Genomic DNA, 23,677 nt, shown 5'->3' on the forward strand with positions numbered 1-23,677 from the left:
AGAGGGTCAAATCACGAGCAGTATAGCCACTTTACAGCCAAATATTGCTCGGGTTGCGGCTATTTTCTGTTCAGTGTTGATATATACCTACTCTTGTAGGGGGTAAACTCGGCTTCTCATGAATAACGCGGGTTTTATGTCAGATATCCTCCCCATACACTTGCAACTCTACTCCGTACCAATGACCATAGCAAATCCAACTGAGAGGGTGCGACAAGACGCGACACTTCCGCTAAGATTCTGAAAGGCAATGCGCCTTAGAGATTCAGTCACTCACCTCGAGCATCTCTTCGCTCACCCTGACTGTTCGAGTGGAGGCGCCGGTCACACGACGCCCCCTCACGGATCCCAGCGGGCGGATTTCCCGCACTGGGCTCCTCAGGTGAATCTCATGAGGCCATTGCCACCGCGGCTCGTTTCTTCGTCTTGGCTCCCCCTAGGAGCAGCACCATGGCGCGGCACTCGGAAGTTCATCAGTTTGGTGTATAACTTATCGATTAGCGAAAGTGCCGCTTTCAAAAGTTTCGCTACACCGCTTCTTCGAGGCGCTGCATCTTCGGCTTCGGCACCTCCAGGTGCCTGATACAGCTATAAATCCCCCATTGAACACACTATACTATTGAAGCAAGTTAGCGAAAGCCCTACGCACGTACCACTACGGGCTGTGCACCCAATCTGAACCGTTGTCCGTTCAAAATCAAAGCCATATATGACGCGAGCAATTTGTTCAGCAAATGAACTGATGAACTTCCGGGCACTATGCGCCTCAGCCATGTGCTCGGTGAACCCCCGGCGGGCGCGTGTTCTCCTTGATCCGCACCACCTGCCCCACGCCGGCGCCCGGCTGTGCCCCGCCGTCAGGGCCCATACGTGGAACGCATTTATGATTCAGGACACTAGGGCTAGCTGACAAGAGTGCGAGGGCCAATAACCGTTCTGCATGAATTTGACGGGTTGGGGGAGGGTGATGTTAGCTTTTACACTCGGGGGTACTTATCAAGCGTTGCCTGTCAAGCGCGATAGCGATGGTATTGGGAAAAGAACTACGCATGCCGGCCCCCTAGCCCCCTAGGCAATAGAGGAGATGACAAATGACTGATCCCCCCCCCGCGCGCCACTAGCAAGCAGCGCATCAGTGCGGGCCTCCAGCCGCTCGACGAGATCTTGGATGCGGTCTCCTGCCCAGCGCGTCTTCCACATCCGAGGCGGCCCCCGGCTGCGGCAAGACAACGCTGGGCCTGCATTTCCTGACCGCCGAGACGGACGCCAGCGCCGTCCACACCCGGAACTCCTCAAAAAGCAAAACCTTTTAAATCCGAAAAAATTTCAGAAGAGGAAACTTATGAAGTTATTACCCCCTATTGCTCTTGCCATAATTGTCTTCATTCAAGGTTGCGGTGGTTCAAATTCAGAGGAATATGACTCAAAATTGATTTACAATTTTGTTGCTTCCTGCTCTCAGCAAGGACAGGCTTCCGTTGAGCAGTGTGGTTGTATGATGGACGAAATCAGAAAAAATGTTTCACAGGATAAATTCATGGAGTACGAAACAAACATGCTTTCTGGGGGCAAGATCCCAGATGAATTTAATAAAATCATCAGCAGCGCTAGGTCAGTTTGTAGGTGACCATCGCAGCAGCTGCTCCCGCTCTGTAGCGTTTCCAAGGGCTCTTGCTAGCGACATAGCGGGAGCAGCTGGTGGTGTGGGGCTGGTCTTTCTACACAACTCCGCTGGCGTCAGGGCGGAGCACGGCCTGAGCGCACGATTTTGAGCGTCAGGCAGAACGTGTGGGTGATGTCATCGAGCTTATCAGCGTCTACCTTAAGGACTCGGCCGAAAAACTAGAGGATATCCATAGCAGTTTCTGGGTCTACCGCCTCTCGGAATATAATGAGAAGGTCGAGAATGTGCGCGAGTGAACGATTTGATAAAGGAGAAAAACCATGGGTGCTGTAGCAACCGCAACCGTCGTTGTAGCTGCGCTGATCATCATCGCCGCCTGGGTGTGGTTCAATTATCACCTCCAGCAAGCATTCGAGCAAATCAGCGCGAATAGCCGTCATTTTTCGCCAGGTCTCGTTTGGCTCAACCTAATCCCGTTTTTCAACATCGCCTGGACGGCCGTTTTGGTGGTGATGCTCGATCGCGGCTATCGAAAAGAGTATCCCAGTCAGGCCCATGAGGTCCTCGGTCACATCATCTGTCAAGACCTGACTGGTCATATACCAGCTTACGAAATAACTCGGGGTGCTCCTCGTACCACCGCTTGAGCTTTTGGACGGGGGTGATGTGCCCGAGTGCGCGCTGGGGAATGTGGTGATTGTAGAGCCGGCGATCGTGCCAGAGCATCGAGTCGAGATCGGCGGCCGAGTCGAAGTGGGTCGTGCGCAGGATCTCGTTGACCCGGCCGTTGAAGCGCTCCACCAGCCCGTTGGTCTGGGGGCGGCGCGGCGGCGTGAGGCGGTGCTCGATGTCGTAGCGGGCGCACAGCGCGTCGAGGACATGGCCCAGGTCTTCCAGAAGGTCCGAGCGCCGCCGCTCGGGGTCAGGCGACCCCCCTGATCACGTCCAGACGAGTTGTGGGGAGTCGCCAGAGCATGGGTGGGCATTTACAAAACCCCTCTACGACATATACGTTTACCTTGTGTGCCCTCCCCCCAGGCCATACTAAATACCGGTGCAGGATTAATCCCGGATTATCTTGATTGATAGCCTTAGTAACCGTTAAAGGAGCACCCTAAGTCATGACAGCCAATCAGCTTGTAGTCCGGACAACCGTCATCAGCTGCTTCCTTTTTATTGGTGGATGTGGCCAACAACTCCCAACGTGTGATAGCAATGATACAATTGAAATAATTACGGACCTTATAAGTGAGGATGTGGCCTCTGGCAGAGCTGGAGTAGGTCCCACGGATGTTAACGTTCGAATAGATGATATCGAGCTGATAGATGACGGCGAAACGCGCCGCCGTTGCGAAGTCACATATCTAGCTTCAAATATTCCCATAGAGGAGGTTGACGAGTCACACAGCAGGATCATGACCTATGATATTTATCAGGAAGGTGATGATAATATTTGGGAAGTTGTTGATATCAGTTATGAAAGGTTCAAGTAAAAAGCAGAACCAGAATAACAAGTCACCACAAATGCCATCACGGTGCTGTGACGAGCGTGGCGACCCCCGTGATCACGTCCAGGCGAGTTGTGGGGAGTCGCCAGGCTTGTTCTGGCCAAACGATTCCTAACACCAATTTTAACCAACCGTACCTTCTCTCATCTCTGCCAAGCCAGGCCTACCGATCCCTTATGGCTACGACTCCACCACCTCATACGCCGCCATCTGCACAAACATCCGCGTCGCTATCTCAAACGCCTGCCCCTCATCAATACAATTTAGGCATATCGACAACAAAAAATAATCCAGCTGGATGACTAGCTCTGGCGGCCCCTTGGGGGGTCACCAGAGCGTCTGCCAATTACAAACCACCCCTTTCAGCTAGACTGGTATAGCCTTCGGCGGAGACGATGATGTGATCAATAAGCCTGACATCGATAAGCTCGAGTGCCTGACGAAGCCTCTCAGTGATCCTCTCATCCGCAACCGAGGGCTCCAGATGGCCGCTCGGGTGATTGTGGACTAGGATTACGGCAGCAGCTTGACGTCTTAGGGCCTCTTTGAGCACTTCGCGTGGATGTATTGTGGCCCCGTCAATAGTGCCCCGGAAAAGCTCCTCAACACCCAATATGCGGTGCTTGGTATCGAGATATACAACGCCGAAGACCTCATGATCTTTACCAAGAAGCTGGGTTTGCAGGGCCTGGTAAGCGGAACTCGGACAGCTCAGAGATCGACCCTTAGCCAGTCTACGACGGGCAATTCTCTGCGCTATCTCGAGAAGCTCATCGCCTGTCACTGGCTCAGATACAACGTAAGTGCCGCTCTTCTCCCCGGTTTGGAGCTTGGCGTGGATCATAGCAAGTTTCTCCTTTGCGTAGTGCCACATCACGGGCAAAGGCACACATCGGCCCTTACAGGGCTAAGTGCCTGCCCGGCCATTGGCGGTTAGGATTAAGGTGTAGCGAAGGTAGGAGGGACTTAGTGGCTAAGCAGTTGCCCCGTTACATCGAAGAGCGAGTTCTTTAATTCACTTAGCTGATCGATGCGTATAGCTTGCGGGAAAAGGTGATCGACGCGGTGCTGGATACCGATTCCGATCATCTCAAGCTGTGCCGATTGGGCACGGCTGATCATCGACAGTGTGCTATCCGTATCGTTCGGCTCACCGTCGGTTAGAACCAGAACCACCTTACGAGGCTCAGAACGTGCGAGCAGATCTGCCGCTGCAAACCACAGCGCCCCTGTCATCGGAGTGCTGCCACGCGCCTTTTGCACGAAGGCTCCAGTTCTAGTGCTTACCCTGTCATCGTGGGCAAGCACTTGAGTGACATAGCTGCTTTGCCCCCTTAGTCCTGGGAATACCGAGACCGCCCTAGAGACACCGTTTATAGACTCTAGCGCCAGGGCTAGAGACATAGCCGCATCTAGGGCCAAGCGATCCGGCCCACCCTGCATCGAGAGCGAGAGATCGATGAGAAGATGCAGTGCGGTGTTAGGGGCAGGTTGCGCTCTGCTTGTCCTGAATATCCGGCTATCCGCAACACCCGCCCGGTGCAGATGTTTCGCACTTAAACGCCGGCCAGAGCGTGCGGTACGTGAACGGGTCAATCGTTGAGACTGAACCAGCCCTTGCAGCTGCGCATTTAGGTGCGCTGAATGGACCTTGACCCGCTCCAAGGCCTCCTTGCCTAGCTCTGCATCGCCCTGATAGGACTGCACTGTTGGCAGCAGCTGAGTGTCATCGCTAGAGTGGCTTTGCAGGATGTTGCCAACCGCCTCGAATAGATCCTCCGGCAGAGCATCCTTATCGGCTTGCAGTGCTGCCTGTGCGGCTTGAGCTGCCAGACTTGAGTCTTGCTCTGAAGAGCAACCTTGCTGCGATGTCGAGCCTTGCTGTAACGTGCTGTCGGCCGGCTGCTCATGATGACCCTCATCACCAGAGTCGGCATCAGTAGCGGCACTAGCTTCGGCATCAGCACCCTCATCTGCAGACGCACCGGCGCAATCCTCACCACTTGCCAGCTGCCCCTCTTGGGAGTCATCCTTCCCTGATGCCTGATCATCCGCTGCGTGATCATCGGCGGGTTGATTATCAGGCTGATCAGCCGCGTTAGCTTGCTCAGGTGATTGTCCCTGTGAGAGAGACTCAAGCAGGGAGATAATCCGCTGCGCTAAAGCCATCGTCTCGGCTGTACAGGTGAGTCCCGGAATCTCGGCTAGAAGCCCGTGTAACTGCCTCACGAACTGCTGACCGAATACCTGTGAGAGCACCTCTTCTGATTGCTGAGAGTGCATCTGCAATGCGCTTTGCCGACGATAGTGATAACGGCCAATCAACAGTACCGCGTTTCCAAGCACCTGCCCCGGTGGATCTTGATCACTGGGAGGTTGCATCCGACCTGCTTCAATCAAATGCTCCAGCACCGCATCGAGGGTCTTCCTCGTCCCTGGATAAGTGGTAATCATCGCCGCCTCAATGCGGATATCCTCGATCACTCCCTCCAGAAGCTTCCCTAAGGGCTGGGGATGACGCGCCTGAGTGAAGTCGGTGAAGCGCACATGACCGGCTTCATGGGCCAAGAACCCATAAGCCAACGTCCTGCTCTGCGCCTCTTCGGATAGACCCGGGATGTTAATGCTCTGCCCGTCAGTGAACGCATTCTGACCGCCAACCCGAACCTTGACGCCAAACTTACGCCCATAGGCGGCAGCCACTATCGGTAGAGCATCGTTGAGTGTACTAAGTCGCATAATCGCCTCCTAAAAACGAAAAAGGCGCAGCAGCCGGGCTAACCGGCCACTGCGCCGTGGTAGAGGTTGAGCTGATTGGTATCGGCTCGCTAGAAAAAGAAGCTTGGCACCGGCTGAGGGTCGGTTATTACCGGCCTGTGCGAGGGAGTGCTATCGCCGCTGTTCTCGCCCTCTTGCTCAGGCGTTGTGTCGGCCCCACTATCCTCAAGACCGGCATCCGATGAATCGATCTGCTCAGCGCTTTTGTCCGTTGGCAGTGTGGGCAGTGGCAAGCTGAGTGCATCGATCTGACCGGCACCATGACGGGCCATGCGCTCGGCATCGGATAGCAACAGGGCTAGGCCCATCCCTTCGTTGAAAAGGGAGCCCTGGATAGGGGCTGTAGCCGGCAACCGGTGCAGCCATTGATCGACGCTACCGAGTACTGGCTCGATACGCCTGTCGATAAAGCTCAGACAGGCCAGCTTGTTACGGATCTTTCTGAAGGTGCCTAAGGCACGGCGGTTGAGCTTATCCTTGCCCTCGAAGCTATCAGTTAAATCCCGGGCCATTTGCTCGACCTCGCCAAAGACACCGTCACCGAGTTCGGCTACCTCCTCGTCTAAGGTGCCAGGCACGATAGCCGGCTTTATCTCAACGAGCTGATAGCCAAATCGCAGCCGTGCAGCCACACTACTTGCTGGCTCCACGGCCCGGCGAATCGCCGTCTCGAAACCAGGCAGAGTTTGAATCCAATCCTCTAGGTCCCGGTCGTAAGTGGACAGAAAGTTATCACGCTCGGCATCGAACTGAGCCTTAATCTGATCGAGCTCCTCAGCCAGAGCGGTGGTCTGCTCCTTAGCAACGGCAAATCCGCCGAGAAAGCGGGTGCCAACCCGCAGACAGGAGCGTTCTGCCGATTGCTTAAGCCGATGGAAGGCCTTGAGCTGTTCCGGGTCACAGACGCGCTTGGAACCGAGAGATACCAAATCTTCGGGCGGTATCTCCCCATCATCCAAGTGTAGATCCTCTGCGCGCAGCTTCTTACGCCCTGACCAGATCCGTATATCCAGCACTACCAAAGTTAGCTGATCGGTGATTTCAGTGATGTTAATCATCGTCGACCTCCATAGAGAGTAGATCGCCGCACAGCACGACACACCAACTCGCGGGGTGACGAGCTGGTGTGTTGTGGCAGCGGTATCGGCGAATGTGGGTGAGTAAGACGGGGGTATAGGTGAATGGGTGGAACGGCTCAGCAATTGCTGCTTTGCCAGTAGTCGCCGAACACATCGGCAGCTATCCGGTGAATGGCCTCGCGCTGCTCGGCCTCTGCACGTGCTGTCAGTGCCTGGTTTAACGAGTACTCGAAAACGTTAGGCGCCCCCTTAAACGTGGCGGCTAAGGTTGCCCAGCGCACCAGAGTCCTTGTGCTCATGGTCACCGTCAGCTGACCAGCCTCACTATCTGAGCCCATGAACAAGCGCCTTACCTCACCGGCGACACTTAGCATCCTGCTGACTATCTCCTCGGGCAGGCTCGGCACGGCAGCTTGGAGCATCTCCTTCTCAGCTTCCGGATCCGGGTACTCAACGTGGATAACCCGAAAGCGGTCCATGAATGCCACATTTTGGCGTAGAACGCCCTGATACAGCCCGGTGGTATCGCCAGAGCCGAGCGAGTTGCCGGTGGCAATGAGGCGAAACTGCGGATGGGGATGGATCACCTCACCACCATTCTCAGCAATCACAAGCGGTTGCCCCTCTATGATGTCATTAAGCCCGGCCAATTCCGCAGGATCCATCATGTCGAGCTCGTTTAGTATGAGGATGTGACCGTCACGGGCTGCGACTGCCAGCGGCCCGTGAACAAAGTCGGTTGAGCCCTTAACCAGCACGAACTGCCCTATCAGTGACTGAAACTCCAAGCGGCCATGGCATGTTACCGATTGGACGGGCCAGTTAAGTCGGGCAGCTATTTGGCTGATCAAGGTGCTCTTACCTGAGCCGGTCGGACCGCAGAGGAAAAGCCCATCACCGGCGCTGTGATGCAGAAAGGCGAGCACATCGCCTAATAGCCGGTGGCGAAATACATAGCTAGATTTCAGTGGGGGGATGTTCGGATGTGTCGGATCCGAATAGCCTGGCACTTCAAGTCCTGGATGTGCGGGGACATTGAAGGTTTGGGACACGTTAAATTGCGTTAAAGCAGACATGGAATTCTCCTTTGTCATCAGTAAAGTAGACAAGAGCACCACCACTACCCCAATGGCTGGGGCAGTGGCGGCAGGGTTGATTCAGGGTTAAGAAGACGGTGGCTGTGAGCCGTTACCACCTTGCTTAGCGGATGCTGGGCGGTTTTGCTCATTAAGGCTTGCAGGCTGTGGCTGTGGGATTTTTGAGAGCTGCTCTGAGAGTGAATTACTCTCTTGTGGCTGAGTAGCTGAGGATTGAGCTGAGTAGAACTCCTCGGCTATAGCACTACCCTCCTCTGGGGACTCCTCGAAAGCGCCATTGGCCAGGCACTGCTTCGCAGCCCGATCCAATGCTTTTTGATCAAAGCCCATGGCCTCACGCTCTTGTTGAAGGCGATCGGCTTCAGCTAGGGTCTCTTCCAGTGTCCACCCTTCTCGCAGGGTGAGGTCGACGTAGAAAACCGGTCTGCCAAAGGACTGCCTAGTCGATTTGCCCCTTAGGCGCAGCTCAAGGGGAAGGTAGGCCAATCGATTGCAGGATATCGCCTGGAAATAGCTCAATCGGGCCTCTAATGTCCTGATGGAGTTAAATCCGGTTGTCCTAAAGATAAAGCTACCGAGTGGGTCTTCCTGCTCGCCGATGAGCACACTAAGCCGGGCAAAAGGCTTACAACGCCCTCCTGCGGCCAACTCACAGCCATCCGGTGATGGGCAGGGCAACTCAACTAGCCCCTCTTTGGTCCGTCGACGACAGGTCTCCCCATCCCCCATGCAAAGGGGGCGACCCTGGTCTCGATCGAACAGGGCGTATGAGGCACGCAGGTTGAGATTCGGCTCACTGAAGAGCATGCGCACCGGCAAACGGCGCAGCTTCGCCTCGCCCTGCTGCTCGCGCAGCTGAGTATCGAGTGGGTGGATTATCCAGTCCCCGGCAGACTGGATCTGGGAGGTGATGGTGAACTGATCATCCATCTGCGGCAATCGCTTACCATCGCGCTCGACTACCCGACCGATGGTGATCCGCCCGAGTACCGGTGGAGTTATAGCTAAGCCTTTGATCATCTTGGATCTCCTCTAAACGAAAAAACCCGCCTTAGCACGTACCCCGTAATCAGGGGGTACGTGCTAGACGGGTCTGATGGTGGTAATTTAAGTTGAACTAATCGCGGATCGTGAACCGCCTCGAGCCCGGCACCTGCTGTTTGTAGCGTGCTACCAGCTCAGGATAGTCGGCCTCAAGAGCCTTGGTATCGACTCTATTGCTCGGGGCGGATTGCTTCCAGGTCACGGTACCGGTGGGAAAGATAGCCTTCTCCGCCTCGCCCATTGCCGCCTGGATGCTCTGCTTTAGCACATCCTCACGGCGCCGACGTTCAGCTATCTCTTCACGCACTCGCTGCAACTGAGCAAAGCTGCGGCCAAGCTCAGCATCCTCCTGAAAGTCAACAACTGTCCCTGTATGGCTCTCCTGGTAAAGCTCGCGTAGGGCTTGAGCCGAACTTTCGGAACCATCGGGCCGTGGCGGAGTATCCGCCTCGACACAGGACCAGAAGGCTTGCTCCAGGGCGATCAACCGCTCTATCACATCCTCATCGCGCTCGATGCGGTGTATTTCCAAGTTCTGACCACCGATAAGAACAGCAACGTCAGCCGCCCTTTGCCCAGTCACCGCTAACTGGTGCTGAACCTGCAGCTGCACGTGTTGCGGTACTCCATTGCGCCAACGCCTCGCCTCCATTACACCCGTGGTCTTGATCTCCAAGATTTGGATATCAGGATCACCGACCACCTCACGGTCTAAGTTACATAGCATCCAAGGATGCTCGGGGTGCTGGAGGATGGCGTTGACGCGCCGCACCTTACGCCCGGTGACCTGGGCGTAAGCATCGGCTACGGTCGGCTCAAGGAGCTGCCCCCACCAGGCAGGATTTTGCGGATCGACTGACTCTGCCGATTGCTCGACCTGCCGTCCGCTCTTATCAAGCCAAACCTCCAGTGGCGAGGAGTACGGATGCATGCCAATTACAGCCGCTGCCTCAGATGCCCCAATTCCACCACGACGGATCGACAACCACGTCGCACGATCTAGATCCCTTGTCTCGACCAGACGATGCGCCTGACCCCAGTGCTCCGGAGCACGGCTACGCTGGCCACGGCTTTCAAGACACACAACGCCTTCAGTGGCTACCGTCATGGCGCACCTCCTCCCCACCGGCGCTAGAGCGAATCGGCAGCGTGAATCGATATCCACAGGCCATGCAGATGTGTGTATCGAGGACCGGACCGTCGAGTTGAGCGCCGATTCTCGCCCCACTGAGCCCACCTGCTACACCACCTAACAGACCTCCAATCAAAGCTCCCGAAGCAGTGCCCGTCGGGCCACCTGCCGCAGCCGCTGTAGCTCCCATCCTGCTGCCATGTATAGCACCAGTTATGCCGGAAGCTAATCCGGCACTTGCACCTGTGACTGCTCCTACAGTCTGACCGAGACGACGTTCTTCGACGTCTCTCGACCAGCATTTTGGACACGAATACATACGTCACCTCCACTTTGCTTTAGAAACCGCAAACCCCTCTGGCTTGCACGGAGATGATGTATATTTTAAATTTTGATGAGTCCAAGGTTTGAGTTAGGTCGACGTGAGTTAGGTTTTTGTCTTGCTAGGGTTACCCGGATGATTTAATTAGGCTGCACTTGAGTTACGTTATTATATAGACTTTTCTTATAATTTCATCAACCTAAACATAACCTTAGGCTATTCATGGCGAGTGTTTAAAAGAGATTCTAATTTAGGTAAATGTTAAGATCTATATATAGAACAGCTGATACGGCTGACACAGCTATTACAGCTGATACAGCGATCACAGAGGATACTACAGTTACAGCTGACACAGCTGATACAGCTAATGCAGCGGATACAGATACGCATCCATACACACAGTGCACGATATATCTAAAAAAACTAAGAACATAATCAGCATTTCTGCTATATAATTAAACTTCAGCCTAGTAGGCCAACTAAAACTCACTAAGATTCCCCTCCCCAAAGGGGAATCGATTCTTATCGATTACGACGAATGATTACACCCCACGAAGAGTAGATCCAGCAATAGCACAATCAACTCAGATACTTGCGCACTAAAAAAAGCAAGCATCTGGATCTGATACATGCTGTATCCAGATGCTTGCTTTCATGCGTCCTATCGTGCCTTACAACCCTCTTAGCAACCAAGCCTCAAAGATCGGCTCTTTTAAGATAGCCGATCTATTTGTTAACCACAAACCGCAAAAGGTGAAGACAATGAAAACCCAACCCAGATACCATCCACTAAACCGAAACTGGCGCCTTCACTACGAACCTACCTACCAAGGACTACCTGTGATGTGTGAGAGGCATGATCACAGCCCTCTAGTCGAGAATTTTTTAGAGAAAACGCTCACACTCTTTCAACGCACAAGAGAACAACACCCAAGAACTTTCGCACTAAGATTCGATCTCTACTTTCCAGCCGACTTCGACCTAGCAGCGATTAACCATGGCAGTGACATCATGAAAACCTTTTGGCGCTACCTAGACTCGCAATTTAATACCGCCTCTTTAGCGCATTCACCGAAAACCGAGTACATCTGGGTGCGTGAAATAGGCCCACAATCAGACAAACCCCACTTTCACGTACTTCTAATGCTCGATGCTAACGCCATCTTAAACCTTGGCAATCCAGCGCCTAGTCCTGATGGCACTTACTCCGACAACACACTCGCTCATCGGATTATCCGCGCCTGGCTGGGCGCTTTAGCTTATCCTGCTCTAGATCCTCTAGGTTCGTTGGTATATTTCCAGAAAGATTCTCACACTGGAGAGTTTATACGCTGGCTTCTTGATAGATCTGACGATTATAACTGGACAAGACTATTCTATTTAACCAGCTATTTATTCAAGACATACTCCAAGCCTGTCGGCCAAGGTATTCGCGCGTTCGGCTCATCTCGTCTCTACCGAAGGACTCCAGCTTAGACTCATGTACTTGTCGCGTTTGATATTTTTTTAGTACTTAGATATTTACCTTTTTGACTGAATTGATAAACGGGGATAGCTGGATTTGGCATAAGGAGCTTAAGGCTATCCCCGATTTGTCTTTTGTAAAGCCACACCAAGCCTCTCACAGATTTTAAGAGTAAAGCACTACGTATGATTCATTTAGCCTATAAATCGCTCATATCGGCTATGCGTAGCTCTCACAGGCATTTATGTTTGCTCTTCTCGATGGTTATTTAAAACATGGACATGTTTCGATTATAACTAGATTGCGGTTTTACCTAGCCCGGTAATTAACGATTTGTTTAAAAAACTACACACTGACTCTCTAAGCGATTTCTTACATTCATCAGTAGAGTAGCATAGATGCATCCCACTCAAATGCTCACAGCAGCTGTGCGTAGCTCACAGAGGCATTTCTAACTGCTAGGTTCGATTATTATTCACTTGAAACAAGATTTACTTGAAACAAGATTTAGTGGCTTTTTTGATTGAATTTCCACTTGACTTTTTCATCACACCGCACAATATTAGCGATGCTTTGCGGCACTTGGCATACCAACGCAATGCCTGCTCGAAAGGTCATTTTCGAAACGCACGGATTATTTAAAAGCACTCGATCACGCTATCCTCAGACAATTCCATCACGAGTTGATGTTACGCCCAACAAGCTGTGACCCTTTTGGACACTGGCGTCACGAGCTCAGACAACTTCAACGGTATCATTAAAAATTATAAATGAGCGCACTAACAGCGGTTACTTAACCTTTTTTATAGCTGTATGGTTTTTTTCAAAAATTTAAAAACTCTCGCATCAGCGATTGATTATCGCGCAACCTCCAAACACCATTTTCTATTCCACGCAAACCCTCAAATTCTGGTTGATCTATAACCTCCCAGAAAGCATCAACGAAGACTTTATCTTTTGCATCAAAAGGTTCTTGTGGAACTGTTAGCGATGCACACTGGATACACATCATCTCATACTCCTCATCGTCACAGGCGTCGCTGAACACTTTATGAACGTAAACCCAATCCGGCTTAGTTCGCCGATCAGCATATCCCCTGGATGTTTGTTTCCATGTTAGTATCCACTGATTTGTAGGGCGCATGTCTGTTGGAGCTAAATGCACCTCTTTTTTAATATCATCTTGAACAGGCTGCGGAATGGCATCAGTGTAGTCGAATTCACCATCTACGTACCAAGCAATATAAACCATCCCATCGTAGTCCGGATCATAATCGAAAATACTCTTTTTGGCTCTTATCAGAGGAACATGAATTAATTGATTAACTATGGCCTTTCTATGCTTTTCTCTCAGCTCCTCTAGACGGTCTCGCTTTGATCGCTCGTCCGGATATGATTTCTTCGCCTTTTGGAGGTACTCCCAAAAAAGACGGCTTGCTTCTTCAAGCAAAGACTCTTGGGAAAGGCGAACGCATAGCTCCTCATTCCCTGATAAGCTGAGCCCATTGTTAGATAAATTGGCACTCCCAACGATTACACTGCTGTCGCCAATGTAGAGTTTCGAGTGAAGACCATCCAAAAACCATAATTTTTCCCAGCCAATCTCTCTTGCAAGCTCCGCGATAGACTCTGGATTACTTCCGAGAGTTGGTGATACAATTACATACTCTAGCGCTCCTGGATCTACGAATTCTCTCCAGTTTGCACCTATATAAGCTACAGCGATTCGTTTAGGGGCAATCTTTTCCAGTTCTTTTTTATTTTAGGTGTACCAATCAGCATTCTTAATTCCAGTTGCAATTTGGTAGACGATGAATTTCAATAGACTGTATCATGTGAAAAGCTTTGGACATATTTGCAGCATTCCAAAAAACTTGCACCCTGGCTACGCATTGGACTTATGAGCGATGTTTACGATTTTGATACAGGTAAGCTTAATTAACCCTATACAGCCTCTCAAAATAGCTGTGCATGGCTTATAAGAGTATTTACGCTGCATGTTTTCAGTCTAAGCCTTGTTTGATTGATATATTGTGCCTTTAGTTATTCACCTGATTAACTAGACTGATTTTACCCCATGTTTAACGGTTATCTTGAACTTTGTCACCGATTAATCGATTTCTACTTCGCAGAGCGCCTGTGAGTGCTTTTGTTGTTTTTGATGCAGGTTGGCTTATTTTTGTTTGTCAAACCTCTCATAAAAGCTGTGCGTAGCTCACAGAGGTATTTTTAACTGATAAACTCGATACTTATCCACCCGAAACAAGACTTTAGCACAACCCCTTCACTAACCTACAGGATCGGACCTATCTGAAAACTAGAATCACTTCCCTCACTCTGTCACAGCACCACTCGATTGACTCTAACCACCTCTAGCCTCTCACCAGACAACCCATAGACACCCTTTAAGTCACCTAACCCTTCAGCACCCACACCTCTACTCATCACCCTTAAACGAACAGAGTAACAACCACTGCTTGGCCTACCCAGAGTCAGTCTAGCATCCCTCACCTGAGCGGATCAGCAGTGAGAACAAATTCGACTAAATCGCATGATCACACCCTCACCAAACCCATCAACTACGATCATCTACTACGGCACTGCTAATGGTATGAGCGAAACCCTTCTCCCTTGCCATTGCACTGACTCAAAACCCTAAAACGCTCAGGCAATGGCAGCACAGCCGGATCGCTCACTTTCACCTACATTTAACCATGAGGACAGAAACAATGTTAGCGTCTACCAAAGATCCTCTCCAGTATACTGCACTTCACTACGACAGTGAGTTCAACGGCTTGCCCGTAGACCAAGGTCAAGGGCCACTAATCGCCCGTCATCTCGGTCTACTCGAAGACTTACTCCAACGAGCTAGAAACGCGCACGATAACTCCCTAGCTGTGCGCTTCGACCTGCACTGCCCGAATACCATAGCCATCTCAGCGACTCTCAACCAAGGCAACGGTCTTGTCAGCCTTTTCTGGAGTAATCTCTACGAGCAACTCTTTAACGCTCAACCTGCAGCGCCCTTCGATCTGCACTTTGCCTGGACACGTGAGCACGATCCTCACACCGGACAACAGGCCACTTACAAATCCCTAATCTTACTAAACGCTCGCGCCTTTCATGGGCTCTACAGTAACGAGCAGGCGCAGGATATAGGCACAAGTGACAGTCTCGCCGGATGCATCCTGCGAGCCTGGGCTAAATCCTTACGTATCTCTGACCCACCACCGCCTGAGCTAGTCTCCTTTCCAACAGATCCGCTAAGCGGCAAGACCCAGGTCATGCTCTTGAACAGATACGATCATAACGCCTGGCGAGAGCTTTTCACTCAATCGAGCAGCCTATGCAAATACGAAGGTAAGCCGCTCGGTCGGGTCTTCTGCGCATTTAGAACTAGCAACCGCCAATAGCTCAAGCACAAAGATGCCTTGCGGCTCAACCAGCCTCTAATACAAGGGAGGAAAGTCGAGCGAGGTACTTTCCTCCCGCTCATGTTAAAGGCTTACCGGGTAAAGCGCTAAGCCATACATCATGACGATGAACTCGTTAAAAGCCACATCAACTCATCATCCTATGACAGCAGCGCCGTAGTCCTACCCACATCAAATCAAGGAGATCCCAACCATGACAGATAACGACCTGCTCGAGCGCATATACGCGCAGATGCACCAGCCTATCCCCACCACAGCAAAAGCACAGCCAAGCACCGGCTTCACAAACAAGCAGACCACAAACGATACCGCAGCACCAGGATCTACCCAAGATACGCCATACACACCGGCGCCGGTTCACACTGAACAACTACACAGCGCGAATCTCGCCAACTCACCCCACAACGACGATATCGATCCGACCACATTGATCCAGGCGGTTATAGAGCATCGCCAAATCCATCAACTCACCCAAGAACAACTCGCCACTGAGCTTGGGATCAATATAAGCACCCTCAGAGACTGGGAGCAGGGCCGACGCCAGCCCAAAGGACCATCCCAAGCCCTGTTACGTCTATTCATCACTTCATCTAGAAGCTAACCGAGCTAGAAATTTCTACTGGCTCAGCATCCAAACCAGATGCCCCTTCTCCCGTAACACCACACAACCGAGACCTCGATGATTGCGGCTGCCCCTGCATATGGGGCGCAGCCGCGACTGCCTGGAAACGCCTGTTCTTCCTAAAGAGCATCGCATAGGCCCGAAACCATGGCGACTCAACCGTTTTACGTTAACTAGAACAAAGGCACCAATATGCTATAGCCAAGAAGCGCTCACACTTTCGCATCAACTCCTCAAATTCCTTTCATCTTTGGAGAGCTCTCTAGCCAGCCCCCTGCTCGGTCCATTCCCAAGGACGGGGAATGGACCGGGGAACGGGGGGCTGGCTTTTTTACTTTCTGCTCAATCTCAAATACTCCACCTCGCGCCTGCCACTGCTAACACTCAGACGATCCCTTGAGCACTGCTTGAGGCTAGCACGTCGACTAAAGATCGTTCATCAATCCAAAACGCCAGACGACAGAGTACCGTGACTTAATTTCAGTTACCTAAGGAAGAGAGACAGGATCACTTCTAGTGCGAGCCGCCTGCACGCTACCTGATAGGATCACCCTGTGGGCATCTAGCCTGACGGTCCAGAGTATCGGCTGCGTGAACCGAGGAGGCGAAAATCACAATTCTCTGGTTCACTGATAATTACCACGCTCGTAGGCACTGTAGCACTCAACCCAAAACCGCACAGTGCCTTACCCCCCTAACATATTGGGGAACTTTTTTGGGAGAATTTGGGAACAATTTTGAGGTATTGGAGATCGATACACACATAGACTGAAAGGTTGAGCCTGATATGCTGCCACCGACATTGGCAAGCAACTAATCTCAGAGGAACTTTAGACAACCAAGGAGTATGTAGGAAAAGTACCAATGGCTCGCAAGCATCAACCGAGGTGGTATAAACGCGCCCGCAAGGTCATCCAGAACCAGCATTCCCGGTGGCAGCTGATCGATCCGCATCACCCCTCCGGACTAGAGTTTGACCCTTACAAAGTAGAGACCGCCCGCCTAATTGCCTTAGTTGACCTCGAGGAACTTGTACACAAGCTCCTCAAAATCCCCAATGATGGGAAATCAATCTGGGACGAATTCCAGCCAAGCAGCGCAGCCAGTTCCTCCAAAGGCTTACCATTCATGCCCCATGAGGATAGCCTAATTGCTCAGGCACAGCGCATCTTCAAAGCGCTATACCAGCCGACTATCTGGGGCATAGAACCTCTCCTGCAAGAGTGGAAACCCCTAAATATCAACCCTCTCATTATGAAAGCTGATGACGAGCTCAGACCCCATACACAGCACCACGCTACAATGCAGAACCAGCGTGGCCGTTGGTTCCCCTCATCCAAGGAGAGTGTATCGGAACTGCTAGAACGCCTCCAAAAGAGCAGCCATAGCCTACGCAAGTTTGCCGAGGACCCGTCAATACGCAACCGGTTACGCAGTGCGCGCAAGCGCAGTAAGAAAATCGACGAATACCTCCGAGATTGCTTTCGCTGCAACCCCAAGCCGCGGCTCATGATACGGGTCGACTTAGGAGCGCATGAACTCCGTCCTCACCATTTCACCCCTGAGGGCCGAATCTGGTTAAACCCAGACAATCTGCAGCTCCATGCCGAGACTCTTGAAGAGCTGATCATGAGAAGAATTCTCGCGCGCCACAAGCCGCAACGAGATTGGCTCAACCGGTGGACAGGCTACCTCGTAAAGCGTCAATACGATTTTGACAAGGGGTATTATTGGCACCTAATTATGTTCTTCGACCCCAATACCGTAGGTAGTCACCCTGCGACCATGGAAAACGATCTGAGCGAGGCGTGGAAAGAAGTTACCCGCGAGCAAGATCTCACAGGATTGTGCTGGGGAGCCAATCGCGATATTAAAGCGCGCACCCCGGAAAGAGGCAGCCTATTGCTGCCGAAGAGCAAAAACCTTCCTATAAGGGAACTCGCTTTCTATCTCGGTGATCTCGACTACATCGCCCACGTCCACCGATGGGACAATCGCCATAACCTGCGCCATCCTCAATCCCCATCCAAAAAGTCTGCCCCCAAGCGCAGCCGCTCAACTGTTAAGAACTCCGCGAAACAGCCGAAAAAAACTCTGATAGAAATGGGCTCCGAGCGCTTATCGCCGCTTGACACCGGTAACGAGCAAAGCCAAGGGCAGGGCTTCGAGACAGGCTCTGAAAAGGGTGACGATTCCCCGCAGGATCCACCCGGTAACGCTTAGCTCTCCCCTCGCGACCATGCCTCCCAACTACAGTATTCATTATGCATATCCCTCACCGCCTCTCGCCAACTCTCGAATACGCGCTCTCTCATACCTGGTGATTAGGAATATCCGCATCTCTAATATCTATATTCCGCCTTTCCTCAACACAGTCCAAAGCCTGATCGCTTCCCGTGTAGCTGCGAACTAGCGCATCGATTACCTCGCTTCGGCTGCCAAGACCGAGTTCTTCCTTGAAATTATCCAAACTATCCCGGATCGCGGCATCCACCGTCAGCTCAAGCCGCACCTGGCCCTGCTGTTGCCTCTTTTTACGCAGCCGCTGTTGACGTTCGCTCTGACTCATGCCCACCTTCTCAATTGCGCTGATCTTCTAGCCAGAACCTAAAGAAGAAGTCGCCTATTGTCGGCCGGTGACGCCTTAAACCTCCATCCCGCGTAACAGGAGACGCACCTGCAGCGCTATTCAAGTGACCGGTGACGAAACAAAACGCGCTTTGAGCGAGCAACAACGCCGAGCGCCCCTGTAAGCAGTGGGCAGCTGACAGCGCCGCTGGGCGACCCAGTCGAATATACATCGAAGGTTTGCAGCGGCTAGCCGAGATAGCTGCCGGGGGCTTCGTACCTCGTCATGAATTCAATATCGCAGCCAAAAGATACGCCATTAGCCCTAAGCCAATGTGGAACAGCGATGAGCGCAAGACCATGCGCGGTATCAAGGTGAGGTTTCAGAACGTAACTACACGGCGCGTCGAAAAAGGCGAAAACGCCCTGCCCAGTCATGAATTGGCGCAAGGTGGTCAAATCTTGCAGCGGTTGCGCCGTAGCACTATCTGGGCGGCGCAAGGCGCGCAGAAAAGTGGCATCAAACAGCCGTGAACTCAGCATTTGATCAAGCCGGCCTCCAGCGCGAACCAAAACCCGATTCCGCGAAAACTCCAACAACCCCAAGACTATCAGCAATCCGACCGCGACTATCAGCAGCATAACCAGGGTCTCGACGCTCCCGCTCGAGAGCACCCGATCAAACATCTGTAGCATGAACAGCGGCGGGACCAGCATCAGCAGGTTGATAAAGAAGCTGAATGCGGCCACCGCGATTATGGATTGTTTGAATTGGCCGAGGCACTCGCGCAACTCGCCCTTGGCCTTAGCGCCGGCTCCTTGAATACTCTGAGGATTGGCCATGAGCCTCTCTATTTGTAGGGATAATTGGAACTTGCTTGGTAACTTGGCTTAACCTGGACCTTAACGGTTCAGTTTTTAAAAAGGCGAGCAGCAGTTTAACTACAAGATTATCTTGTGGCTAGTGCTTAGGCTTATCAGTGCTTAATCTAGCGCCTGATAATCAGGCTTTTGACAGAAGACGGCGCATCCAGTTCAAGGAACGCGGCAATCCCCAACGCGCTGCTTTTGCCTGTTCTCCCAGCATCCGCAGAACTTCATGCGCCTGGGTGCGCGAAAGAGCTAAACCTGCAACAGGCTCAGAAGCTTCATAGGATCCTGGCTCTGCTGGCAACTGATACCCAAGCAGACCCAGTCGCAGCTGATCACCATCGACTTGAATACGTATATCACTAATCAAATACGAAGCTGCCCTGCTGCTCACACAATCATGCCTTTCTTCTTTTTTCTGCTCCTCAGACCCCTCACTGCCAGAAATCTGTTGCCGATGGCCAGCTATCTCAGAGCGTGCAGCTATGTGCTCAAGAGCCATTACCGTGTCATCAGCTGGCGCGCCTTCTCCGGCCGGATGGCTTGCCACGCTCGTTGGTCGTTGTGGCCTTAATCATTCGTTGGGCTACTTGGTCCGCCGCGAAGCCCAGGACAGCGGTCGCCGGCAGACACGGAGAGCTGGCTCTCCCTCAACCGAGGCGCATGGCCCCTGGTGACAAAGCTGTTGGATCTACCCCCAATCGGCGCTCAACGCGTATCGAATAGGGTACGGCCAACACAAATGCCAGCGGATGTGGCTATTTAACGTAAAGGCGGGATTATACGTACTACTGAGTGAGCATCAGCACCAGGAGGCGAGCCGCTGCAGTCAGGCTCACCAGTGGATTGACCCCGGAAGTGTGCATCTTGGGAAGGTCAGAGGTCATCGCGAGCCCCATCGGGATCAGGGCACAAAAGTCTCAATCGAGGCGAAAGAGTCTCGGCGGGAGGTGCCCCAATTAGGACCCGCGATGACCCGAGATCACACTAACACCATACAAAGGTGAGTGAAACCCTGGTAATAGCCATTTGAACACATCAGTAAGGCCGTCCAATCAAACGTTATTGCGACGCAATAGATTTGTGAAGCCGTTCAGTTAACGCTGAGAGGTGGTAATGTCCGGTAATTAGCATTACGGCAATTTATGCCTATGCGCCGTACCGCATATAGGTTCACGGTGGCTAATACCTTGCCTGCACTCCCGCACCGGGCCAGGGTGGGCGGATTTACCGCATTCCTTGATTCAGGTTGTGTTGTTCAAAATTAAATCAGTGAGACTGCTAGCCTAGATGTGTCTCCCTTCTAAAAGACTGGAGGTCTCTATGCCCCAGCTAAGACGCCTTTATCCAGCAGCCATAGCACTCTCGAGCGCCGTGTGCACGGGCTCCCTGTCCGCTGCGGAGCGGTTCACCGGAGGATATATCGGTGTAGAAGGGGACTTGTTATCTTCCGTTACCTTTGAGCGGGACTTCGATGATGGTTTCGCCGGGGAAGTAGTTGAAGATTTTGTAGAATATGAAGATCCAACAGATTTCTTAGAAAATGATGATCAGCAGGAAGGGTTCGCAAGTGCTCTTATGTACACATCGCATGAAGCTGGAATTGAGGAGGTAGTTCCCGGAGGAAGTGTAATCTTAGGCGGCGGAATGCAGCAGGATGGCTTTTATTCTGGCATCGAGGCCCGTTACCACTTCGGCGGCGTGGATGAAGAATTTGAAGATGATCTGGAAGAGAGCCTTGAGTTTGAGGATGGCTATTCGATCTCTGCTCGATTTGGGACTCTGCTACGCGAAGGTAATGTAATGCTCTATGGAAGCTTGGGGTACGCAACTAGGGAGGTGACTTACGAAGTTTTTGAGGACGATGAAAATAGCGATAGTAACGATCATTCTGGCTTTCGTGCAGGCATTGGTCTTGAATATCGGCCCGATTATCCGCCGATCTTTGTTCGCCTTGAGACTTCGCGAACTGATTTCGGGGATGAAACTTATGAAGACGAGGATGATGGTAACGAGTTTGATTTTGCCGATATCGATGACTTGGTCGAGCACGCCGCGCACCTCGGGGTAGGATATCGATTCTAGGATTTAATTTGAGTTCAACGTATAAACTTCTCGCCTCATCTGTAATGATCGCAAGCCTAGCTTGCTGATCTAAATCAGCGGCGGAGACTCGTCAAGGAATGCCTTATGAGACCCGCCAATCCCAGAACTCCTCCCGTTTGCAGTGGCAGTATAGGGCAGCCAGCTCGAGCACCTAGCCTATTTTAATGCGCCGGTAAGCGTGGGACGAAGTGTGTCAGGATGATGCCTGTGTTGTAAGTAAAGGCGGAAAAGAGACTAGCCATGTACTCTGCTCGCGAGGATATTCTCTCATGCATTGACCAAGCACTCTTCTTTCGCCAGCGCAAGGCGACGGAGTATCCCAACGACTGTCGGAACCAACTTTCAGTCGCTGAACTCCAGCGCCTTAGGGTCTACGTCTCAGAGCTACCCGAAGCGCACGACTTGTTCATCAAGTGGGATACCGCTTGGGCTAAGGTCGAGGATGAAGCGATCTACTTCTTCGAGGAAGTCCTTGAATCAACTGGTGAACGGACGGACATTTTCGCCCGCTACGGCTTCCATGGAAGGGAGGACCCGGAATCTTTTTGTGAGAGGCTTGCAGCACGCTTAGACGATTTTGCTCTACGCGGAGAGGAAGGCGGCACCGCATAAGCCCAAAAGGAGCAGCAGCAAGATCAGATCCGCAAGGAGCGTAAGCGTGCTAAAGAACTTGAGAGCGAGCTTCGACGCAAGGAACAGGCGCTTGCTGAGACAGCGGCTCTATTAGCGCTGCGAAAAAAAGCCAATGCGATCTGGGGAACGGAAGACGAGGACGCATGATCAGTGCCTCAGATCGCGAAACTGCTGTGAAGCTGATCGACGAAGCGCGTGCGAACGGGGCTCGGCTCGAGCCGGCCTGTCGGGAGCTAGGTATAACGCCGCGCACTTACCAGCGCTGGAAGCGTGTCGACGAAGGAAGCGGCGTCAAGGCCGACCAAAGGCCATTGACGCCGCGGCCGACGCCTCCCAATGCGCTGACCACAGAGGAGAAAGCGGCGATACTTGAAGCTTGTCATAGGCCGGAGCACGCCGACTTGCCGCCGGCACAGATCGTAGCCCGACTAGCCGATGAAGAGGGGATCTATATAGCCTCAGAATCAAGCTTCTATCGCGTACTACGCGCCAACGCGGAGCAGCGCCATCGCGGTCGCGCAAAAGCGCCGATACGGCGTAAGCGTCCGACCAGCTACCGAGCCGATCAACCCAACACGGTTTGGTCGTGGGATATCACATGGATACCCGGCCCAGCAAAAGGTATCTTCTTGTATTTGTTCATGATTATCGACATTTACTCGCGTAAGATAGTCGGTTGGGAGGTGCATGAAAACGAGACCGGAGCTGCGGCGGCAGCCCTGCTTGAGCAGACCGTGCTAGCCGAGGGGTGTTTAACGCGCCCCTTGGTATTGCACTCGGATAACGGTTCACCGCTTAAGGGAGCCACTATGCTAGAGACCATGCGGCGGCTGCAAATTGAGACCTCATTCAGTCGTCCGCGCGTATCCAACGACAACCCCTACTCAGAGGCACTGTTCAGGACATGCAAGTACGTCCCTAGCTTCCCTTCTCGTGGTTTCTCTGGGCTCAAGGATGCCCGCACGTGGGTAGCCAATTTCGTGCAATGGTACAACCATCACCACCGCCACAGCAGCATAAAGTACGTCACACCGCAGCAGCGCCACCTGGGACTTGATCAAGAGATCTTAGAAGAGCGCCAAAAGCTCTATGAGAAAGCCAAGGAACGCAACCCTCAGCGCTGGAGCGGAGAAACTCGGGATTGGAGTCCCGTCGGCCCCGCCTGGTTGAACCCTGAACTTGACAGCCAGGGGGTCCAGGATAAGGAGCTTTCCAAATAATGATTGAGGCGACAACTACCTTGACAAACGCCGCTCCTGATAGGCCAAGGTTTCTGCACAGTGCCCAAGTTCACCGAGGCCTCCCCTGCCCCAATGCAAGGGCGCATCAATGCTCTATGGCAATTATATCCCAGGTTTACGATCTCAGAAGACAGCGTTACCCTGTAACGATAAT

General features: G+C 52.4%; 23 protein-coding genes and 1 pseudogene. 11 read left to right on the forward strand and 13 right to left on the reverse strand.

The window, feature by feature from the left end:
* Positions 1–1,068: 1,068 nt before the first annotated feature.
* Positions 1,069–1,200 carry a hypothetical protein gene (locus HH1059_RS13950; protein WP_276309268.1) on the reverse strand — a complete coding sequence of 44 codons (132 nt, stop codon included), beginning with the start codon at positions 1,198–1,200 and terminating at the stop codon, positions 1,069–1,071.
* Positions 1,201–1,342: 142 nt separating this feature from the next.
* Here HH1059_RS13950 and HH1059_RS06940 point away from each other — a divergent pair, with 142 nt between their 5' ends.
* The 3 genes from HH1059_RS06940 to HH1059_RS13305 all read left to right on the forward strand — a co-directional run bounded on the left by HH1059_RS06940 (position 1,343) and on the right by HH1059_RS13305 (position 2,271).
* The gene (locus HH1059_RS06940) at positions 1,343–1,627 is read left to right on the forward strand and encodes a hypothetical protein (protein WP_096409500.1); all 285 of its coding nucleotides are present in this window, start codon (positions 1,343–1,345) and stop codon (positions 1,625–1,627) included.
* A gap of 161 nt (positions 1,628–1,788) precedes the next feature.
* Entirely contained in the window at positions 1,789–1,920 is a 132-nt protein-coding gene (locus HH1059_RS13955; protein WP_275951856.1) for a hypothetical protein, read from the forward strand.
* Positions 1,921–1,944: 24 nt separating this feature from the next.
* Positions 1,945–2,271 carry a hypothetical protein gene (locus HH1059_RS13305; RefSeq protein ID WP_162549421.1) on the forward strand — a complete coding sequence of 109 codons (327 nt, stop codon included), beginning with the start codon at positions 1,945–1,947 and terminating at the stop codon, positions 2,269–2,271.
* Here the strand turns inward: HH1059_RS13305 and HH1059_RS06945 are convergent.
* Positions 2,198–2,506: pseudogene (locus HH1059_RS06945) on the reverse strand (integrase core domain-containing protein); the annotation flags it as partial. The gene HH1059_RS13305 and the pseudogene HH1059_RS06945 overlap by 74 nt on opposite strands.
* A 239-nt stretch (positions 2,507–2,745) precedes the next feature.
* Between HH1059_RS06945 and HH1059_RS06950 the strand changes: the two are divergent.
* Positions 2,746–3,117, forward strand: a complete 372-nt coding sequence (locus HH1059_RS06950) for a hypothetical protein (protein ID WP_096409503.1) — start codon at positions 2,746–2,748, stop codon at positions 3,115–3,117.
* A 361-nt stretch (positions 3,118–3,478) separates the two neighbouring features.
* Here the strand turns inward: HH1059_RS06950 and HH1059_RS06955 are convergent, their stop codons facing one another.
* The 7 genes from HH1059_RS06955 to HH1059_RS13310 all read right to left on the reverse strand — a co-directional run bounded on the left by HH1059_RS06955 (position 3,479) and on the right by HH1059_RS13310 (position 10,581).
* Entirely contained in the window at positions 3,479–3,976 is a 498-nt protein-coding gene (locus tag HH1059_RS06955; RefSeq protein WP_096409505.1) for a JAB domain-containing protein, read from the reverse strand.
* Between the two features lie 122 nt (positions 3,977–4,098).
* Entirely contained in the window at positions 4,099–5,871 is a 1,773-nt protein-coding gene (locus HH1059_RS06960) for a VWA domain-containing protein (protein ID WP_096409506.1), read from the reverse strand.
* Between the two features lie 89 nt (positions 5,872–5,960).
* On the reverse strand, positions 5,961–6,968 hold the full coding sequence (locus HH1059_RS06965) for a DUF3150 domain-containing protein (protein ID WP_096409508.1): 1,008 nt from the start codon (positions 6,966–6,968) through the stop codon (positions 5,961–5,963).
* 137 nt (positions 6,969–7,105) lie between these two features.
* Positions 7,106–8,065: an AAA family ATPase gene (locus HH1059_RS06970; RefSeq protein WP_096409509.1), complete on the reverse strand. Its 960-nt coding sequence runs from the start codon at positions 8,063–8,065 to the stop codon at positions 7,106–7,108.
* A gap of 87 nt (positions 8,066–8,152) precedes the next feature.
* Positions 8,153–9,106, reverse strand: coding sequence for a recombination directionality factor (locus HH1059_RS06975; protein ID WP_179948759.1), 954 nt, complete (start codon positions 9,104–9,106; stop codon positions 8,153–8,155).
* A 97-nt stretch (positions 9,107–9,203) separates the two neighbouring features.
* Positions 9,204–10,238, reverse strand: coding sequence for a YqaJ viral recombinase family nuclease (locus HH1059_RS06980; RefSeq protein ID WP_096409511.1), 1,035 nt, complete (start codon positions 10,236–10,238; stop codon positions 9,204–9,206).
* Entirely contained in the window at positions 10,222–10,581 is a 360-nt protein-coding gene (locus HH1059_RS13310; RefSeq protein WP_162549422.1) for a hypothetical protein, read from the reverse strand. Before HH1059_RS13310 ends, HH1059_RS06980 begins: the two co-directional genes overlap by 17 nt.
* Positions 10,582–11,346: 765 nt before the next feature.
* Between HH1059_RS13310 and HH1059_RS06985 the strand changes: the two genes are divergently transcribed.
* Positions 11,347–12,060 carry a YagK/YfjJ domain-containing protein gene (locus tag HH1059_RS06985; protein WP_162549423.1) on the forward strand — a complete coding sequence of 238 codons (714 nt, stop codon included), beginning with the start codon at positions 11,347–11,349 and terminating at the stop codon, positions 12,058–12,060.
* A gap of 812 nt (positions 12,061–12,872) precedes the next feature.
* Here HH1059_RS06985 and HH1059_RS06990 read toward each other — a convergent pair.
* A complete protein-coding gene (locus HH1059_RS06990) occupies positions 12,873–13,799 on the reverse strand; it encodes a phospholipase D-like domain-containing protein (RefSeq protein ID WP_096409514.1) in 927 nt (308 codons plus the stop codon).
* A 979-nt stretch (positions 13,800–14,778) separates the two neighbouring features.
* Here HH1059_RS06990 and HH1059_RS06995 point away from each other — a divergent pair.
* From HH1059_RS06995 to HH1059_RS07005, 3 genes are all read left to right on the forward strand, one after another.
* A complete protein-coding gene (locus HH1059_RS06995; protein WP_162549425.1) occupies positions 14,779–15,462 on the forward strand; it encodes a YagK/YfjJ domain-containing protein in 684 nt (227 codons plus the stop codon).
* Between the two features lie 214 nt (positions 15,463–15,676).
* Entirely contained in the window at positions 15,677–16,084 is a 408-nt protein-coding gene (locus HH1059_RS07000; protein ID WP_197710719.1) for a helix-turn-helix domain-containing protein, read from the forward strand.
* Positions 16,085–16,969: 885 nt separating this feature from the next.
* The gene (locus HH1059_RS07005; RefSeq protein WP_096409517.1) at positions 16,970–18,328 is read left to right on the forward strand and encodes a hypothetical protein; all 1,359 of its coding nucleotides are present in this window, start codon (positions 16,970–16,972) and stop codon (positions 18,326–18,328) included.
* An 88-nt stretch (positions 18,329–18,416) separates the two neighbouring features.
* Here HH1059_RS07005 and HH1059_RS07010 read toward each other — a convergent pair whose 3' ends face one another.
* The 3 genes from HH1059_RS07010 to HH1059_RS07020 form a co-directional block, all read right to left on the reverse strand.
* Positions 18,417–18,674, reverse strand: a complete 258-nt coding sequence (locus HH1059_RS07010) for a hypothetical protein (protein ID WP_096409518.1) — start codon at positions 18,672–18,674, stop codon at positions 18,417–18,419.
* A gap of 248 nt (positions 18,675–18,922) precedes the next feature.
* Positions 18,923–19,516, reverse strand: coding sequence for a type I secretion system permease/ATPase (locus HH1059_RS07015; RefSeq protein WP_096409520.1), 594 nt, complete (start codon positions 19,514–19,516; stop codon positions 18,923–18,925).
* A 160-nt stretch (positions 19,517–19,676) separates the two neighbouring features.
* Complete coding sequence (locus HH1059_RS07020) at positions 19,677–20,045, reverse strand: hypothetical protein (RefSeq protein ID WP_096409522.1); 369 nt, start codon at positions 20,043–20,045, stop codon at positions 19,677–19,679.
* A gap of 821 nt (positions 20,046–20,866) precedes the next feature.
* Between HH1059_RS07020 and HH1059_RS07025 the strand changes: the two genes are divergently transcribed.
* From HH1059_RS07025 to HH1059_RS07035, 3 genes are all read left to right on the forward strand, one after another.
* Complete coding sequence (locus HH1059_RS07025; protein ID WP_162549427.1) at positions 20,867–21,628, forward strand: outer membrane protein; 762 nt, start codon at positions 20,867–20,869, stop codon at positions 21,626–21,628.
* Between the two features lie 261 nt (positions 21,629–21,889).
* Entirely contained in the window at positions 21,890–22,261 is a 372-nt protein-coding gene (locus tag HH1059_RS07030) for a hypothetical protein (protein WP_096409525.1), read from the forward strand.
* A gap of 164 nt (positions 22,262–22,425) precedes the next feature.
* Positions 22,426–23,502 carry an IS3 family transposase gene (locus tag HH1059_RS07035; protein WP_096409526.1) on the forward strand — a complete coding sequence of 359 codons (1,077 nt, stop codon included), beginning with the start codon at positions 22,426–22,428 and terminating at the stop codon, positions 23,500–23,502.
* Positions 23,503–23,677 lie beyond the last annotated feature (175 nt).

The organism is Halorhodospira halochloris (assembly GCF_002356555.2).
Classification (GTDB): Bacteria; Pseudomonadota; Gammaproteobacteria; order Nitrococcales; family Halorhodospiraceae; genus Halorhodospira; species Halorhodospira halochloris.

Excerpts from the sequence above, each read along its gene's own strand:
- HH1059_RS13950 (WP_276309268.1), bottom strand. The coding sequence starts at position 1,200 with ATGTGGAAGACGCGCTGGGCAGGAGACCGCATCCAAGATCTCGTCGAG.
- HH1059_RS06940 (WP_096409500.1), top strand. The coding sequence starts at position 1,343 with ATGAAGTTATTACCCCCTATTGCTCTTGCCATAATTGTCTTCATTCAA.
- HH1059_RS13305 (WP_162549421.1), top strand. The coding sequence starts at position 1,945 with ATGGGTGCTGTAGCAACCGCAACCGTCGTTGTAGCTGCGCTGATCATC.
- HH1059_RS06950 (WP_096409503.1), top strand. The coding sequence starts at position 2,746 with ATGACAGCCAATCAGCTTGTAGTCCGGACAACCGTCATCAGCTGCTTC.
- HH1059_RS06955 (WP_096409505.1), bottom strand. The coding sequence starts at position 3,976 with ATGATCCACGCCAAGCTCCAAACCGGGGAGAAGAGCGGCACTTACGTT.
- HH1059_RS06960 (WP_096409506.1), bottom strand. The coding sequence starts at position 5,871 with ATGCGACTTAGTACACTCAACGATGCTCTACCGATAGTGGCTGCCGCC.
- HH1059_RS06965 (WP_096409508.1), bottom strand. The coding sequence starts at position 6,968 with ATGATTAACATCACTGAAATCACCGATCAGCTAACTTTGGTAGTGCTG.
- HH1059_RS06970 (WP_096409509.1), bottom strand. The coding sequence starts at position 8,065 with ATGTCTGCTTTAACGCAATTTAACGTGTCCCAAACCTTCAATGTCCCC.
- HH1059_RS06975 (WP_179948759.1), bottom strand. The coding sequence starts at position 9,106 with ATGATCAAAGGCTTAGCTATAACTCCACCGGTACTCGGGCGGATCACC.
- HH1059_RS06980 (WP_096409511.1), bottom strand. The coding sequence starts at position 10,238 with ATGACGGTAGCCACTGAAGGCGTTGTGTGTCTTGAAAGCCGTGGCCAG.
- HH1059_RS13310 (WP_162549422.1), bottom strand. The coding sequence starts at position 10,581 with ATGTATTCGTGTCCAAAATGCTGGTCGAGAGACGTCGAAGAACGTCGT.
- HH1059_RS06985 (WP_162549423.1), top strand. The coding sequence starts at position 11,347 with ATGAAAACCCAACCCAGATACCATCCACTAAACCGAAACTGGCGCCTT.
- HH1059_RS06995 (WP_162549425.1), top strand. The coding sequence starts at position 14,779 with ATGTTAGCGTCTACCAAAGATCCTCTCCAGTATACTGCACTTCACTAC.
- HH1059_RS07000 (WP_197710719.1), top strand. The coding sequence starts at position 15,677 with ATGACAGATAACGACCTGCTCGAGCGCATATACGCGCAGATGCACCAG.
- HH1059_RS07005 (WP_096409517.1), top strand. The coding sequence starts at position 16,970 with ATGGCTCGCAAGCATCAACCGAGGTGGTATAAACGCGCCCGCAAGGTC.
- HH1059_RS07010 (WP_096409518.1), bottom strand. The coding sequence starts at position 18,674 with ATGAGTCAGAGCGAACGTCAACAGCGGCTGCGTAAAAAGAGGCAACAG.
- HH1059_RS07015 (WP_096409520.1), bottom strand. The coding sequence starts at position 19,516 with ATGGCCAATCCTCAGAGTATTCAAGGAGCCGGCGCTAAGGCCAAGGGC.
- HH1059_RS07020 (WP_096409522.1), bottom strand. The coding sequence starts at position 20,045 with ATGGCTCTTGAGCACATAGCTGCACGCTCTGAGATAGCTGGCCATCGG.
- HH1059_RS07025 (WP_162549427.1), top strand. The coding sequence starts at position 20,867 with ATGCCCCAGCTAAGACGCCTTTATCCAGCAGCCATAGCACTCTCGAGC.
- HH1059_RS07030 (WP_096409525.1), top strand. The coding sequence starts at position 21,890 with ATGTACTCTGCTCGCGAGGATATTCTCTCATGCATTGACCAAGCACTC.
- HH1059_RS07035 (WP_096409526.1), top strand. The coding sequence starts at position 22,426 with ATGATCAGTGCCTCAGATCGCGAAACTGCTGTGAAGCTGATCGACGAA.